This is a genomic window from Amycolatopsis sp. NPDC051372 (assembly GCF_040682095.1).
GTDB lineage: Bacteria > Actinomycetota > Actinomycetes > Mycobacteriales > Pseudonocardiaceae > Amycolatopsis.
Map to the genome: position 1 here is coordinate 664,087 of NZ_JBFBAF010000001.1, position 14,394 is coordinate 678,480.

At 69.6% G+C, this 14,394-nt stretch carries 16 protein-coding genes; 6 read left to right on the forward strand and 10 right to left on the reverse strand.

Going from position 1 to position 14,394, the window contains the following annotated elements; genetic code table 11:
- Positions 1–97: 97 nt before the first annotated feature.
- The gene (locus AB0M56_RS03075; RefSeq protein ID WP_204092840.1) at positions 98–772 is read right to left on the reverse strand and encodes a Crp/Fnr family transcriptional regulator; all 675 of its coding nucleotides are present in this window, start codon (positions 770–772) and stop codon (positions 98–100) included.
- 159 nt (positions 773–931) lie between these two features.
- Complete coding sequence (locus tag AB0M56_RS03080) at positions 932–1,183, reverse strand: hypothetical protein (protein ID WP_204092841.1); 252 nt, start codon at positions 1,181–1,183, stop codon at positions 932–934.
- 226 nt (positions 1,184–1,409) lie between these two features.
- On the opposite strand from AB0M56_RS03080, the gene nth reads away from it, so the two are divergent.
- From nth to AB0M56_RS03100, 4 genes are read left to right on the forward strand one after another with little or no spacing between them, the layout of a single operon-like run.
- Positions 1,410–2,093 carry an endonuclease III gene (gene nth, locus AB0M56_RS03085; protein ID WP_285971857.1) on the forward strand — a complete coding sequence of 228 codons (684 nt, stop codon included), beginning with the start codon at positions 1,410–1,412 and terminating at the stop codon, positions 2,091–2,093.
- Positions 2,090–2,692, forward strand: coding sequence for a TlpA disulfide reductase family protein (locus tag AB0M56_RS03090; RefSeq protein ID WP_364170420.1), 603 nt, complete (start codon positions 2,090–2,092; stop codon positions 2,690–2,692). Before nth ends, AB0M56_RS03090 begins: the two co-directional genes overlap by 4 nt.
- Positions 2,689–3,393 (forward strand): CoA pyrophosphatase, encoded by a 705-nt coding sequence (locus tag AB0M56_RS03095; protein WP_364170423.1) that lies wholly within the window; start codon positions 2,689–2,691, stop codon positions 3,391–3,393. The genes AB0M56_RS03090 and AB0M56_RS03095 overlap by 4 nt, the downstream gene beginning before the upstream one ends.
- A gap of 4 nt (positions 3,394–3,397) precedes the next feature.
- Positions 3,398–4,582 carry a MarP family serine protease gene (locus tag AB0M56_RS03100; protein WP_364170426.1) on the forward strand — a complete coding sequence of 395 codons (1,185 nt, stop codon included), beginning with the start codon at positions 3,398–3,400 and terminating at the stop codon, positions 4,580–4,582.
- A gap of 1 nt (position 4,583) precedes the next feature.
- Here AB0M56_RS03100 and AB0M56_RS03105 read toward each other — a convergent pair whose 3' ends face one another.
- The 3 genes from AB0M56_RS03105 to nhaA all read right to left on the reverse strand — a co-directional run bounded on the left by AB0M56_RS03105 (position 4,584) and on the right by nhaA (position 7,393).
- Positions 4,584–5,504 (reverse strand): alpha/beta hydrolase, encoded by a 921-nt coding sequence (locus AB0M56_RS03105; RefSeq protein ID WP_364170429.1) that lies wholly within the window; start codon positions 5,502–5,504, stop codon positions 4,584–4,586.
- Between the two features lie 137 nt (positions 5,505–5,641).
- On the reverse strand, positions 5,642–6,139 hold the full coding sequence (locus tag AB0M56_RS03110; protein ID WP_364170432.1) for a phage holin family protein: 498 nt from the start codon (positions 6,137–6,139) through the stop codon (positions 5,642–5,644).
- A 60-nt stretch (positions 6,140–6,199) separates the two neighbouring features.
- The gene (gene nhaA / locus AB0M56_RS03115) at positions 6,200–7,393 is read right to left on the reverse strand and encodes a Na+/H+ antiporter NhaA (protein WP_364170435.1); all 1,194 of its coding nucleotides are present in this window, start codon (positions 7,391–7,393) and stop codon (positions 6,200–6,202) included.
- A gap of 207 nt (positions 7,394–7,600) precedes the next feature.
- Between nhaA and AB0M56_RS03120 the strand changes: the two genes are divergently transcribed.
- Positions 7,601–9,058: a peptide MFS transporter gene (locus AB0M56_RS03120; RefSeq protein ID WP_364170438.1), complete on the forward strand. Its 1,458-nt coding sequence runs from the start codon at positions 7,601–7,603 to the stop codon at positions 9,056–9,058.
- Between the two features lie 3 nt (positions 9,059–9,061).
- On the opposite strand, the gene AB0M56_RS03125 is transcribed toward AB0M56_RS03120, so the two are convergent.
- On the reverse strand, positions 9,062–9,787 hold the full coding sequence (locus AB0M56_RS03125) for a VIT family protein (protein ID WP_364170441.1): 726 nt from the start codon (positions 9,785–9,787) through the stop codon (positions 9,062–9,064).
- A 96-nt stretch (positions 9,788–9,883) separates the two neighbouring features.
- Positions 9,884–10,549 carry a DUF2848 domain-containing protein gene (locus AB0M56_RS03130; protein WP_364170741.1) on the reverse strand — a complete coding sequence of 222 codons (666 nt, stop codon included), beginning with the start codon at positions 10,547–10,549 and terminating at the stop codon, positions 9,884–9,886.
- An 84-nt stretch (positions 10,550–10,633) separates the two neighbouring features.
- Between AB0M56_RS03130 and AB0M56_RS03135 the strand changes: the two genes are divergently transcribed.
- Positions 10,634–10,969, forward strand: a complete 336-nt coding sequence (locus tag AB0M56_RS03135; protein ID WP_364170444.1) for a cupin domain-containing protein — start codon at positions 10,634–10,636, stop codon at positions 10,967–10,969.
- A gap of 45 nt (positions 10,970–11,014) precedes the next feature.
- Here AB0M56_RS03135 and AB0M56_RS03140 read toward each other — a convergent pair whose 3' ends face one another.
- From AB0M56_RS03140 to AB0M56_RS03150, 3 genes are all read right to left on the reverse strand, one after another.
- Entirely contained in the window at positions 11,015–11,518 is a 504-nt protein-coding gene (locus AB0M56_RS03140) for a DUF6319 family protein (protein ID WP_364170447.1), read from the reverse strand.
- Positions 11,519–11,667: 149 nt separating this feature from the next.
- Positions 11,668–13,647 (reverse strand): acetate--CoA ligase, encoded by a 1,980-nt coding sequence (gene acs / locus AB0M56_RS03145; protein WP_364170450.1) that lies wholly within the window; start codon positions 13,645–13,647, stop codon positions 11,668–11,670.
- A 94-nt stretch (positions 13,648–13,741) separates the two neighbouring features.
- Positions 13,742–14,323, reverse strand: coding sequence for a GNAT family protein (locus AB0M56_RS03150; protein ID WP_364170453.1), 582 nt, complete (start codon positions 14,321–14,323; stop codon positions 13,742–13,744).
- Positions 14,324–14,394: the final 71 nt, after the last annotated feature.

Consider the following 14,394-nt stretch of genomic DNA (forward strand, 5'->3'; position numbering starts at 1 on the left):
GCGCGGCCCCTGGGCCGCGCGAAAACCGGGAGGGAAGAAGTCGGCTTGAAGCGCTCCCGCACGCCTCGGCGGAGCCGAGGCAGACAACTCAGACAAATTACCGCGCGCGGCGGGCGAGGCGCTCCGGGTCCAGGATGAGGACGCTCTTGCCTTCCAGTCGCAGCCAGCCGCGGTGGGCGAAGTCGGCGAGGGCCTTGTTGACGGTCTCGCGGGAGGCGCCGACGTACTGGGCGATCTCCTCCTGCGTGAGGTCGTGGGTCACGCGCAGGAGGCCGGCCTCCTGGCTGCCGAAGCGCTGCGCGAGCTGAAGGAGCGCGCGCGCCACGCGGCCGGGCACGTCGGTGAAGATCAGCTCGGCGACCATGTTGTTGGTCCGGCGCAGCCTGCGGGCCACGACGCGCAGCAGCTGCTCCGCGATCTCCGGCCGCGTCGAGATCCACTGGCGCAGGGCCGGGCGGTCCATGGTGACGGCGCGGACCTCGGTGACCGTGGTCGCACTCGACGTGCGCGGGCCCGGGTCGAAGATGGACAGCTCGCCGAACATGTCCGACGGGCCGAAGATGCCCAGCAGGTTCTCGCGGCCGTCCGGCGACTTGCGGCCGATCTTCACCTTGCCGGACTGGATGATGTACAGCTTGTCGCCCGGCTCACCCTCGCTGAAGATGACATGGCCGCGGGGGAACTCCACGGATTCCAAGGTCTGGGCCAGAGCCTCAGCGGCTGCAGGCTCAACACCCTGGAAAATGCCCGCACGGGCCAGGGTTTCGTCCACCTCGGGTGCCTCCTCGTCGAGAAACGATCACTTCCTTCGCAGGTCGAAGGCCGTGTCGCCGATCACTTTCGCGTCAGTCTAGGGCGTGTCGGCGAGATCGCCCGTCGGCTCGCCGCGCGGGGCGCGGCAGCCGGAGACGATCTCGCACGAACAGGGAGCCTAACTCCGCACGCGTCGCGCGCGAAGCCTGGCTGCCCGTCCGCCCAGCCTGCGGAGCCGAAACAGCTCCAGAGCACGGCCGATCCCGTGGCCGTAAAGGGCCCTGACCTCGTTGGGTTGAGCCTGCTCCAGGAACTCCTCGACCTCGTTCTCCTGCACCGCGACGTGCTTGAGACGGCTTTCCACCCGCTCCATGAAGAGAGCGAAGAACATGATCACCAGCGGGACCAGAATCACGAACCACGCGGTCATGACACACATCCACTACGGAAAGTAAGCATCGACTCCAGATCCTCGCTCCTCGCGGCACACGGTGCGCCGAGGTGGTGCTCTGGCGTGTCGGCCGTCCACCGGCGGGTGCTCCCGCCCGGCTCGTCCGACGCGCCCGTAGGCTATCGGGGTGCCACCTGCCGTCACGAACGCCCCCCGCGAGGGCGCCGGTGAAAGCCGGCTCGCCTTGGTGAGACGCGCCCGGCGTATGAAGCGTTGCCTCGACGAGGTGTATCCCGACGCGAAAGCCGAGCTGGACTTCACGAATCCGCTTGAACTCCTGGTCGCGGTGGTGCTTTCCGCGCAGACCACCGACGTGCGGGTGAACCTGGTCACGCCCGCGTTGTTCAAGCGCTATCCCACGGCGGCCGCGTATGCGGGTGCCGATCGCACCGAACTCGAGGAGTTCCTGAGGCCCACTGGGTTTTTCAGGGCCAAGGCCAACTCGGTGATGGGGCTGGGCGCGGCGCTCGTGGAGCGCTTCGACGGCGAGGTGCCCAAGAAGCTCGACGACCTCGTGACGCTGCCCGGGGTCGGGCGCAAAACGGCCAACGTCGTGCTCGGCAACGCGTTCGACGTGCCGGGAATCACGGTCGACACCCACTTCGGCCGCCTCGTGCGCCGCTGGGGCTGGACGGCCGAGGAAGACCCGGTGAAGGTCGAGCACGCCGTGGGAGAGCTGATCCCGCGCAAGGAGTGGACAATGCTGTCCCACCTCGTGATCTTCCACGGCCGGCGCGTGTGCCACTCGCGCAAGCCCGCGTGCGGCGCGTGCCCGCTGAAGAAGGACTGCCCGTCCTACGGACTGGGACCCACGGAGTTCGAGGTCGCCGCGAAGCTCGTCAAGGGCGAGGAGCGTGAGCACATCCTCGAGCTGGCGGCGCGCGGGTGACCACGGTCACCAAATGGGCTCTCGGCGTCGCGGTCCTGGTGGTCGCGGTGCTGGTCGCCGTGCTGACGACGCGCGGCGGCTCGAAGGACGCGCCCGCGGCGACCGGTGACCTCGCCGGCATACGCGCGAAGGCCGCGTTGCAGGCCTGCCCACCGCCGTCGCCCGGACCCGCTGTCGGCGAGCTGTCCGGTATCCAGGCCGACTGCCTCGGTGACGGCTCGCGCGTCGATGTCGGCAAGGTCCTCGCCGGCGGCCCGACGCTGGTGAACGTGTGGGCCTCGTGGTGCGTGCCGTGCCGCACCGAGCTGCCCGTGCTGCAGACCTACGCCGCGGAGGCCGGCGCCGTGCGCGTGCTCGGTGTGCAGGTCGCCAGCCCGGCTGCCGACGGGCTCGGCTTGCTGCAGAGCATCGGCGTCCACCTGCCCTCGGTCTACGACGGCGATGGTCAGACCGGTCCGATCCGCACCGCGCTCAAAGTGCCTTCGAGGTTGCCCGCGTCCTACCTCGTGACCCCCGACGGGCAGGTCCGGTTCATCTCCAGCCCCCCCACGTTCGACAGCACCGACCAGGTGCGCGCAGCCGTGAAGGACTTCTCATGACCGGTCCCCTCGTCGACCCCGAAGCCGTGCCCGAATGGCTGCGGCCGCTGGTGAAGGTGTCCGCTGAGGTCGAGAGCCGCACCTTCACCCGCTTCACCGTCGACGAGTCGCTCACGCGCTCGGCCGCCGTGCTGATCCTCTTCGGCGAACGCGCCGATGGTCCCGACGTGCTGCTGCAGCGCCGCGCCGACACGCTCGGCTCGCACGCGGGCCAGGTCGCGTTCCCGGGCGGCGGCGCGGAGGACGGCGACGGCGGACCCGTCGGCACCGCCCTGCGCGAGGCCGAGGAGGAGACGGGCGTGGACCCGGCGGGCATCCTGCCGGTCGCGATCCTGCCCGAGCTGCCCGTGCCGGTGTCGCGCTTCGCCGTGACGCCTGTGCTCGCCTACTGGCACACGCCCTCGCCCGTGCACGCCGTCGACCTCGGCGAGACGGCCGCCGTCGCGCGCGTTGCGCTCTCGGACCTCGCCGATCCGGCGAACCGGTTCATGGTCCAGAAGCGCGGTGCGTCGTGGAAGGGGCCGGGCTTCGACGTAGACGGCCTGTTCATCTGGGGCTTCACCGCCGGCCTGCTGTCGGTGCTGCTTTCGCTCGGCGGCTGGGAGCGCGAGTGGGACACCGGCGACGTGCGCGACCTTGACGTAGCGTTGGCCGAACACCGGGCCCGCAACGTGGCGCGGGGAGAGGCGAGCGGGGAGTGACGGCGTGAACTGGGTCGATGTCCTCGTGCTGGTGCTGGCGGTGCTGGCGGCTGTTTCGGGGGCGTTCCAGGGCGTGATCGTCGCGCTGCCCGCGCTGATCGGGGTCGCCATCGGGGCGGTGCTCGGCGTGAAGCTGGCGCCGTTCGTGATCGAGCTGTTCGACAACCCCGTGGCGAAGGTGGCCTTCGCGCTCGCCGTGGTGGTGTTCCTCGTGGTGCTCGGCGAGACGCTCGGGGTGTGGATCGGGCGCAAGCTGCGCCAGAAGATCAACCCCGACAAGCTGTCCGGAGTGGACAAGACACTGGGTGCGATCGTCCAGGCCGCGGCGGTTTTCGTGGTGGCGTGGCTCGTCGCGAACCCGCTCACCACCGTGTCGGCCATCCCGGGGCTCGCCAAGTCGATCAACTCGTCGGTCGTGCTGGGCGAGGTCAACGACCTGATGCCGGCCGAGGCCCAGGGCCTGCCGAGCGACCTGCGCAAGCTGCTCGACGCGTCGGGCTTCCCGTCGGCGCTCTCGCCGTTCGAGAAGGCGCCGGCCGCCGACGCCGCGCCGCCGGACACGTCGATGAACATCAGCGCGGTCGCGCGCCGGGTGCACCCGAGCGTGGTGAAGATCCGCGGCAACGCGCCGTCGTGCTCGAAATCGCTGGAGGGCAGCGGTTTCGTGATCGCGCCGCAGCGCGTGATGACCAACGCGCACGTGGTCGCGGGCACGGACGAGGTCGGCATCGAGTCCACCCGCGGCGACTACCGGGCGCGCGTCGTGTACTTCAACCCCGAGGTCGACATCGCGGTGCTGGCCGTGCCGGGCCTGTCCGCGCCCACGTTGCCGTTCGCTCAGGAAACCGCGCGCGCCGGCGACAACGCCATTGTGCTCGGCTACCCGCTCGACGGCCCGTACACCTCCACCGCCGCCCGCGTGCGCGGCCGCATCAACCTGCGCGGCCCCGACATCTACGACGCCAACACCGTGCAGCGCGACGTGTTCACCATCCGCGCGGGCATCCGCAGCGGCAACTCCGGCGGCCCCATGATCACCCCTGACGGCGACGTGATCGGCGTCGTTTTCGGCGCGGCGGTGGAAGATCCGGACACGGGCTTCACCCTGACCGCGGAACAGGTGCGCGCGGAGGTCGCGGCGGCACCGTCGCAGACGACGAACGTGAGCACGGGCGCCTGCGCGAGCTGAGTCAGCTCACGAAGTCCACAACGGACTTCGTCACGCGGTCCGGCTCCTCCAGGTGCGGGAAGTGCCCGACGCCGGGCCAGACGCGGGGCTCGCCGTGCGGCCCGGCCCAGTGCACGGACGCGCGTGCGGTCTCCGGGACGATGCAGGTGTCCACGGCGCCGTGCAGTTGCAGCACGGGCGCGGCGACGCGTTTGCCCACGGCGTCGGTGAAGCGGCGGCCCTCGCCGCGGAACTGGGCGCGGAAGGCCCAGCGGTAGTACTCCAGCGCGGAATGCGCGACGCCCGGGATCAGCATCGCCTGGCGGAACCGGGCGACCGTGTCGGTGAAGTCCGAAGAGGACCGCCAGGCCGGGCCGGACCAGCTGTGGAACAACGACTCCACGTTGGCGGCGTCGTCGCGCACCAGCCACTTCTCCGGCGCCATCGGCACCTGGAACCGGAACAGGTGCCCGGCCGCGCGTCCCTGGCGGCGGGGCGAACGCAGCACGGCGGACTTCAGGGCGAGCGGGTGCGCGGCGCCGACGGCCGTCACGGAGGACACAAGGCGGGGGTGCAGCGAGGCGACCGTCCAGGCGAGCATGCCGCCCCAAGCGTGGCCGACGAGGTGCGCGCGGCGGGCGCCGAGGGCCTTGATCAGGCCGCCGACGTCGCCGGCCAGCGTCCACGCGTCGTAGCCGCGCGGGGGTTTGTCGGAGTCGCCGTAGCCGCGCAGGTCCACGGCGACGGCGCGGAAACCGGCGTCCGCGAGGCCGCGCAGCTGGTGGTGCCAGGTCCACCAGAACTCGCCGAAACCGTGCAGCAGCAGTACCAGTGGTCCGTCGCCGAGCTCCGCTACGTGCAGGCGGATGCCGTTCGCCGAGACGTCGCGGTGCGTCCACGGACCGTCGATCCGGACGATCGACGGGTCGGGCGTGAGCTGCACTGCGGGCTCCGCTTCAGCCGGACTGTGCCTGTCGTTACCAATCCGACCACAGTCACGGCCGAATGGCTTCGTCGCAACGGTCACGTGACGGGGGCGGCCTACTTTTGGCCGGGTTGGTAACCCAGCCTGGTGCCGGGTCAGGGACGCGTCGCGGGCAGGTCGTCTTCGGCGGCGCGACGCGGCTTGAGCGCTGCGGCCGTCTCCTTGACGCTGTCGATCGTGCGCTCCGGCGCCTTCAGCTTCTTCACCTTGCGCCAGCCGAGGAACGCGGTGACGGCAGTGGTGATCAGCATCAGGCCGAACACGGTGAGGAACGCCGGCCAGCGGATGCCCCACCAGTCCGACAGGATCTCGGCGATGAACAGGAACAGGAAGTACGAGCTGTAGAGCCCCACGGCGAGCGCGATGAGGAAGAAAACGGCTCCCTTGAGCCCCTTCTTCATCTCGCCGACCAGCTCCGACTTCGCCAGCTCGACCTCGGCCCTGACCAGCGTCGACAGGTGCTGGGTGGCATCGCCGACGAGTTTGCCGATGGACTGTTCCGCCGCCGCGGCCTCCTCGTCGCTCGACAGGGGCAGGTAGGGCACGGCCCCCACGCCGTCGGGGCCGGTGCGTTCGTGTTTGGGGCTGGTCACCGGGTCATCGTGCCACGTACCCGTTCCCCAGGCGCGGCGGACCGGCGGGAGTGTCGGGGATCAACCTTCGCGAGCGTGCGCCCGGCTGCGCCGCAGCAGCAGCGCAGCCGACGCCAGCGAAGCGATCGCCGACGCGATCAGCACCGCCGCCTTGGCCAGTTCGGTCTCCGGTTCGTCGAGCGCGAGGTCGGCGATCAGCAGGCTCACGGTGAAGCCGACGCCGCCGAGCGTCGCCAGCGCCGCCAGGTCACGCCAGCCCGTGCCGGTGGGTTTTTCCGCCACACCCAGCTTCACCGCCAGCACGCTCGCCCCGAGGATGCCGACGAACTTGCCCACCACCAGTCCCAACAGGACGGCCAGCGGCAACGTGGTGGTGAAGACCTGTCCCAACGCGTGCCCGTTGATCGAGATCCCCGCGGCGAACAACGCGAACACGGGCACCGCGACCGCTGCCGACCACGGTTGCAGCCGGTGTTCCAGCCGCAGCGCCGGCGCCTCGGCCTCGCCTTCGTCGGGCTTCACGCGCGTGAGCAGCCCGAGCGCGACGCCGGCGATGGTCGCGTGGATGCCCGCCGAGTGCACCGCGACCCACGTGACCACCGCGAGCGGCACGTACAGCCAGGCCGTGCGCACGCGTTTGTGCTGCAGGAACCAGTACACCGCCAGCGCCACCACGGCGACGGCCGCGGCCACGAGGTTGAACCCGGTGGTGAAGACGATCGCGATCACGAGGATCGCGCCGAGGTCGTCGACCACCGCCAGCGAAAGCAGGAAGATCCGTGCGCTGCTCGGCAGGTTCGACGCCGTCAGCGCGAGCACGCCGAGCGCGAACGCGATGTCCGTGGCCACCGGGATCGCCCACGCGCGATCGATCCCCGGCGTGCCCCAGGCGACCGCCAGCGCGATGAGCGCCGGTACGACCATCCCGCCGACGGCTGCGATCACCGGCAGCACCGCCTGCTTGAAGCGCGAGAGCTCGCCCACCACGAGCTCACGCTTGAGCTCCAGCCCGGCGACGAAGAAGAACAAGGCGAGCAGCCCGTCCTTCGCCCAGTCGCCGATCGACAGGTTCAGGTGCAGGAACTCAGGGCCGACGTGGAAGTCTCGCACGGCCCGGTAGACGTCACCGGCCGGCGAGTTGGCCCAGATCAGCGCGACCGCCGTGGCGGCGAGCAGGATGATCCCGCCGGTGGTCTCAGTGCGCAGGTAACGGGCGAACTCGGCGGCGGCGCGGGCCGGGCGGGAAGCGGTCATGGGCGGTGTCCTCCAGGTGCGGCAATCGTCACAAACATCGCCGACCAGACTTCCCGGCGCACCTTGCTGCCATTTTAGCGCCCGTCCGAGCCGGCCCGGACGTTCGATGACCCTCCCCACACCCGGTCCGGTGTTCTGTTCACCGACTCGCCTTCTAGCATGCGAATCGGAAACGACAACGTTGTCTAGGACAAGGACGAGACAGTTGTGAGTACCTCTACCGAGGCCCAGCACGACACGAGGTTCTTCGGGCACCCACGAGGGCTGGCGAACCTCTTCGGCGTCGAGATGTGGGAGCGGTTCTCCTACTACGGGATGCTCGGCATCCTCGCCATCTACCTCTACTACAAGGCCGACCAGGGTGGGCTCGGCATCGACCAGGGCGACGCGCTCGGCGTCGTCGGCGCGTACGGCGGCACGGTCTACCTCGCCACCGTGATCGGCGCGTGGGTGGCCGACCGCCTGCTCGGCTCCGAGCGCACGCTGTTCTACAGCGCCGTGCTCGTGATGATCGGCCACATCGCGCTCGCGCTGCTGCCGGGCCTGACCGGCATCGGCGTGGGCCTCGCGTGCGTCGCGATCGGTTCGGGCGGCCTCAAGGCCAACGCGACCGCCGTGGTCGGCACGCTCTACGCCGAGGGCGACGAGCGCCGCGACGCCGGCTTCACGATCTTCTACATGGGCATCAACCTGGGCGGCTTCATCGGCCCGCTGCTCACCGGGCTCGCGCAGTCGGAGGTCGGCTTCCACCTGGGCTTCGGGCTCGCCGCGATCGGCATGGCGCTCGGCCTGATCCAGTACACGCTCGGCCGCAAGAACCTCGGCGCGAAGGCGTCGGAAATCCCGAACCCGCTGCAGCCTTCGCAGCGCTGGACGGCGATCGGTGTCGCCGTGGTGATCGTGGTCGCGGTCGTCGCGCTGATCCTGTCCGGCGTGGTCGGGCCGTCGAACCTGGCCGACGTGGTCGTCTACGTGGTTGTCGCGATCTCGGTGGTGTACTTCGTGGTCATCCTGACCAGCCGCAAGATCACGTCCGACGAACGCAGCCGGGTGTTCTCGTTCATCCCGATGTACATCGCGAGCGCCGCGTTCTTCTCGCTGTACCAGCAGCAGTCCACGGTCGTCTCGGTCTACAGCGACCAGCGCCTCGACCGGAACCTGTTCGGCTGGGACATGCCGGTGTCGTGGGTCAACTCGATCAACCCGGTGTTCATCATCATCTTCGCGCCGATCGTCGCCGCGATCTGGACGAAGCTCGGGCCGAAGCAGCCGTCGACGCCGATGAAGTTCGTGCTGGGCACGGTGCTGATGGGTCTCGCGTTCCTGCTGTTCCTGCCGATGACCGGCACCGGTGTGAACGGCAGCCCGCTGATCGCGCTCGCCGGGATCCTGCTGGTGTTCACGATCGCGGAGCTGATGTTGTCGCCGGTCGGGCTGTCGCTGTCGACGAAGCTCGCGCCCCAGGCGTTCCGGACGCAGATGGTGGCGCTGAACTTCCTGTCGGTCTCGCTGGGCACCGCGATGTCGGGCAAGCTCGCCGAGTCCTACGACGTGCACGACGAGACGCCGTACTTCCTGATCATCGGCGGCGTGGCCATCGTGATCGGCCTGGTCCTGCTGGCGCTGATCCCGTTCATCAAAAAGCTGATGAAGGGCGTGCACTAGCTGCTAGCCGATCGTGGTGCCGAACAGCACTCCCACGAAGTAGGTGACGAGCATGGTGAGGGCGCCGACGCCCACGTTGCGCGCGATCGCGCGCCCCACCTGCGCGTTGCCCAGCCGCGCGCTCACGAAGCCGGTGAGCGTGAGGCCCACGACCACGGCCAGCGCGCACGCCCACACGCGCTCCGGCACGGCCGTCCAGGCGATGGACAGCAGCGGTAGCAGCGCGCCGACGGAGAACGCGATCAGCGAAGCCCAGGCCGCCTGCCACGGGTTGGTGAGGTTGTCCGGGTCGATGCCCAGCTCGGCCTCGGCGTGGGCGTGGAACGCGTCCTTGCGGGTCAGCTCGCGCGCGACCTCCGCGGCGAGTTCCTGGGACAGGCCCTTGCCCTCGTAGATCTCGGCGAGCTCGCGTTCCTCGGCCTCGGGCATCGCTTTCAGCTCTTGCTTCTCGAGCTGCAGCAACGCGCGTTCGGTGTCGCGCTGCGTGCTCACGCTCACGTATTCCCCGCCGGCCATCGAAAACGCACCGGCCACCAGTCCGGCAATTCCGGCGGTGAGGATCGCGGTGCGGCTCGTGGTCGCCCCCGCGACGCCCACCACGATGCCCGCGACGGACACGATCCCGTCGTTTGCCCCGAGAACCCCGGCGCGCAGCCAGTTCAGCTTGCCGCCAAGGTCGTCGTGGGGCTCGTGCGAGTGGGAATCAGTCGCGTCCACCGTTTCGGTCACGGGAATAGTGAAACACGAAATTCGGGTGAGCGCCTCTGTCCGGTGAATTACATCAACGAAGGGTTTCCTTATTTAATTGTGCCTATCCTTTGAATGTCAGCCGATCGGCGTCGGCAGCTGCTCGACGGTGTAGGCCAGCTCGAGCACGTCGCCGGTGGCCGGGTCGGTGAGTGTCACGCGCCAGCTCTTCCCGAACTGGTCCACGGCCGGGTCCATCGGCAGCGTGCCCGACAGCAGCACGGTGCCGGGCGTCGCCAGGCCGCGTTCTTCGAGCACCGGCAGCCAGTACGACGGCGGCAGGAGCTCGGCGAGCGTGCCGTCCTGCAGCAGGGTGTCGTCGACCCAGGACCGCAGGTGAACGGCGTCGGGTTCCGCGAGGTCGTAGAGGCGCCAGGCCTTCCGGGCCAGCACGTCCGGCGCCGCGTTCTTGCTCCACGCGACGCCGTGCACCTCCAGTTCGCGGTCGGTGTGATCGCAGGCCGCGGTGAGCAGCACGCCTTCGTCGGTGATCACCAGCGCCCACTCCGCCTCGCCGGAGGTACGGCCGTGCTGCGCGGGCACGGTGTCGGCCTGCTGCGCGAGGTACGGCGCCACCGGGTACAGCGCCGGCGTCACCGACGGCGCCGGCACGCCGAGCTCCGCCAGCTCCTTCACGTGCGCCGCCACGTCGTCCTGGCTGCGGCCGGCGTACCCGGCGTTGAGCAGGGTGTGGACGGAGGTGGTGATCTGGGAGCCGTCTCGAAGGGTGAAGTGCACCGGGATCTCCAGGAGTCTTGCGTCGGTATGTATACATGGAGTATATCTTGATGGTGGCGGGAGTGCCCGATAAGTGCGGAAGGCGGCGGAATGAGCGAGTGGCAGGAAGTGTCCACTGTGGAAGGACGGCAGCTGACGGGCGGCACTGCCTTCGTCCGCGAGAGAGAACGCGCCGCGCACGGGCTCGTGTACGAGATCCGATACCCGGCCGGCGTCGGGTCGCCTGTGCACAGTCACGACCACGACAGCGTCGTCTACGTGCTCGAAGGTCGGCTGACCGGTGTGGTCGGGGGCGTGCCGGGAGAGTTCGGTCCCGGCGACACCGTGGTCCACCCGTGCGGAGTCGACCATCGAGTCCGCGCCATTGTGGACAGTCGCTGGCTCGAGTTCAAAGCGCCGCTGCCGAAAAACCCGCCCCTGGCATGAAAAAGGCCCGGCAAGGAGTGCCGGGCCTTTTCACGGGACAAGAACTCAGACGTCGAGCTCCGCCAGAGCCGCCTTGGCGGCTTCCAGCTCGGCCTCGAGCTGCGCGACCTTCGCGGCCTGCGCCTCGCGGGCCTGGTTGATGACCTCGTCGATCGGGCCCGACAGGTCCTGGTGCAGCTCCTTCGCCGCGCGCGAGACGGCGGCGGCCGGGATCTCCAGGCCCTTCGCGACCCACTTGCTGCCGTTCTTGAGCTCGGCCTGCCACTCGCCGTCGGCCGTGCCGGTGACAGTGAGCGTGAGCTCCACCGTGCGGGTCTTCTTCGCGGTGGACGCGGGCGCGGCCTTCGGGCGGCCGCGCTTCGGCTTCGGCGCCTCTTCAGCGGCCGGGGCGGCCTCGTCTGAATCGGAAGACGACGCAGGTGAGGCAGTGGTCTCAGTGGGCTCGGTGACCTCCGGGGCGTCGGCGGCCTGCGCCGAGGCAGTGGCTGCCTCGGTCGTCGCCGCTTCGGCCGCGGTGTCCTCGTCGTGCGTCAAGGCTTCCACGGTCATTCGTGTCGTCTCCTTGCCCGGATCTGGGGTGGGTACAGCGGCACATCTTAGAACATGCGTTCGATGTCCGCCATTCGGGGTAGTCAGCAGGAAGGGGCCCTCCCGGCAGGAGAGCCCCTTCCTTTGGGACAGAATCTACCCCGCGGTGCCTACTCCTCCTTGCCCGACTGCAGGCCGGAGGAGATCAGGTCCATCACCGACGAGTCCGCGAGCGTCGTCACGTCGCCGATCGCCCGGTTCTCCGCGACGTCGCGCAGCAGGCGGCGCATGATCTTGCCCGAGCGCGTCTTCGGCAGCTCCGGCACGACCATGATCTGGCGCGGCTTCGCGATCGGGCCGATCTCCTTCGCGACGTGGTTTCGCAGCTCCTGCACGGCCTCGTCACCACCATCGACGGCGTTGCCGCGCAGGATCACGAACGCCACGATGCCCTGCCCGGTCGTCGGGTCGGTCGCGCCGACCACGGCCGCCTCGGCCACCGTCGGGTGCGAGACCAGCGCCGACTCGACCTCGGTGGTCGAGATGCGGTGGCCCGACACGTTCATCACGTCGTCGACCCGGCCCAGCAGCCAGATGTCACCGTCCGCGTCGTACTTGGCGCCGTCGCCGGCGAAGTAGAAGCCCTGGGCGGCGAAGCGCGACCAGTACGTCTCGCGGAAGCGCTCCTCGTCGCCCCACACGCCGCGCAGCATGCCCGGCCACGGCTTGTCGAGCACCAGGTACCCGCCGCCGCCCTTGCCGACCTCGTTGCCCTGGTCGTCCACGACCTTCGCCGAGATGCCCGGCAGCGCGCGCTGGGCCGAACCCGGCTTGGTGGACGTGACGCCCGGCAGCGGCGAGATCATGATCCCGCCGGTCTCGGTCTGCCACCACGTGTCGACGATCGGCGCCTTATTCGCGCCGATGGTCTCGCGGTACCAGATCCACGCCTCGGGGTTGATCGGCTCGCCGACGCTGCCGAGCACGCGCAGCGACGTGAGGTCGTACTTCGCCGGGATCTCCGCGCCCCACTTCATGAACGTGCGGATCAGCGTCGGCGCGGTGTAGTAGATGGAGACCTTGTACTTCTGCACGATCTCCCAGTGCCGGCCCTCGTGCGGGGTGTTCGGCGTGCCTTCGTACACGACCTGCGTGACGCGGTTGGCCAGCGGCCCGTAGACGATGTAGCTGTGGCCGGTGATCCAGCCGATGTCGGCCGTGCACCAGTACACGTCCTCGCCCGGCTTGTGGTCGAACACGTTGTGATGCGTGTACGCGGCCTGCGTGAGGTAGCCGCCGGAGGTGTGCAGGATGCCCTTCGGGCGCCCGGTGGTGCCGGAGGTGTAGAGGATGAACAGCGGGTGCTCGCTGTCGAACGCCTCGGGCGTGTGCTCGGCCGACTGCCCGTCGACGAGCTCGTGCCACCACAGGTCGCGCCCGTCGGTCCACGGCACCTCGCCCGCGAGGTCGCTGCCGGTGCGGCGGACCACGATGACCTTCTCCACGGTCTCGGCGCCCTCGAGCGCCTCGTCCACATTGGCCTTCATCGCGGCGGCCTTGCCGCGGCGGTACTGGCCGTCGGAGGTGATCACGATCTTCGCCGCCGCGTCGTCCACGCGGGCGCGCAGCGCGGTCGGGGAGAAGCCGCCGAACACCACGTTGTGCAGCGCGCCGAGGCGGGCGCACGCGAGCATCGCGAAGATCGCCTCGGGGATCATCTGCAGCTGGATCGCCACGACGTCGCCGGCGGTCACCCCGAGCGAGGTCAGCGCGTTGGCGGCCTTGGAGACCTCGTCCTTCAGCTGCGCGTAGGTGATGTCACGGGTGTCGCCGGGCTCGCCGACCCAGTGGATGGCGACCTGGTCGCCGTGGCCGGACTCGACGTGCCGGTCGACGCAGTTGTAGGCGACGTTGAGCTTGCCGCCGACGAACCACTTCGCGAAGGGCGCATTGGTCCAGTCCAGTACCTGGGTCCACTTCGTGTCCCAGCTCAGGCGCTCGGCCTGCTCGGCCCAGAACCGCTCCCGGTCCGCGTCCGCCTTCTCGTACGAGTCGGCCTTGGCGTTGGCCTGAGCGGCGAACTCGTCGCTCGGTGGGAAGGTGCGGCTCTCGGTGAGCAGGTTGTCCAGTGCTGGGGACTGCTCGGTCATGGTGCAAGGCCTCCTGTAGTGCGAACCCGCGGCTCACGGCACGCTAGCGACGTTAGTCCGCTCACGACAAGGATGCAGCCGTGTGGGCGAGCCCTCAAGCGAGGCGGGCCAGCAGCCGGGCGCGTGCGCCGGGCCATTCAGCTTCTGTCATCGAGTACACCACCGTGTCGCGGGAAGTGCCGTCCGGACGGATCCGGTGGGCCCGCAGCACGCCCTCGCGCAGCGCGCCGAGCCGCTCGATGGCGCGTTGGGAGCGCAGGTTGCGGCTGTCGGTCTCCCACGCCACGCGCTGGGCGCCGAGCGCCTCGAAAGCGTTGCGCAGCAACAGGAACTTGGCCTCGGTGTTGAGTGCCGTGCGCTGCCGGCGCGGGCTGATCCAGGTGTGCCCGATCGAGAGGATCCGGTGCTTCGCCGCGACCTGGTAGTACGACGTGGTGCCGGCAACGAGGCCGGTGGCGACGTCGATCTGCGCCCACGCGCGGCGGTCGGGATCGGCCGTGGCGGCCTCGACGAACCGCTCGGCGTCGGCCGGGGTCTCGAACTGCCGGGTGCTCAACCAGGCCCAGATCGCGGGATCCTGACCGGCCTCGAACAGGCCCTTCGCGTGGTCCGCGCCGAGGGGCTCGAGGCGCACGCGGGTGCCGGACAGGGTCGGGTGGTCGTTCCAGTCGCTCACGAAACCCAAGCTACGGCGTCAAGTGGTCGTGCTGGATAGCCATTTCTCGATCATTTATCCAGGCCACTTCC

Coding starts and splice junctions, on each gene's coding strand:
- AB0M56_RS03135 (WP_364170444.1), top strand. CDS start 10,634: ATGAGCGAGTGGCAGGAAGTGTCCACTGTGGAAGGACGGCAGCTGACG.
- nth (WP_285971857.1), top strand. CDS start 1,410: ATGAAGCGTTGCCTCGACGAGGTGTATCCCGACGCGAAAGCCGAGCTG.
- AB0M56_RS03140 (WP_364170447.1), bottom strand. CDS start 11,518: ATGACCGTGGAAGCCTTGACGCACGACGAGGACACCGCGGCCGAAGCG.
- AB0M56_RS03095 (WP_364170423.1), top strand. CDS start 2,689: ATGACCGGTCCCCTCGTCGACCCCGAAGCCGTGCCCGAATGGCTGCGG.
- acs (WP_364170450.1), bottom strand. CDS start 13,647: ATGACCGAGCAGTCCCCAGCACTGGACAACCTGCTCACCGAGAGCCGC.
- AB0M56_RS03080 (WP_204092841.1), bottom strand. CDS start 1,183: ATGACCGCGTGGTTCGTGATTCTGGTCCCGCTGGTGATCATGTTCTTC.
- nhaA (WP_364170435.1), bottom strand. CDS start 7,393: ATGACCGCTTCCCGCCCGGCCCGCGCCGCCGCCGAGTTCGCCCGTTAC.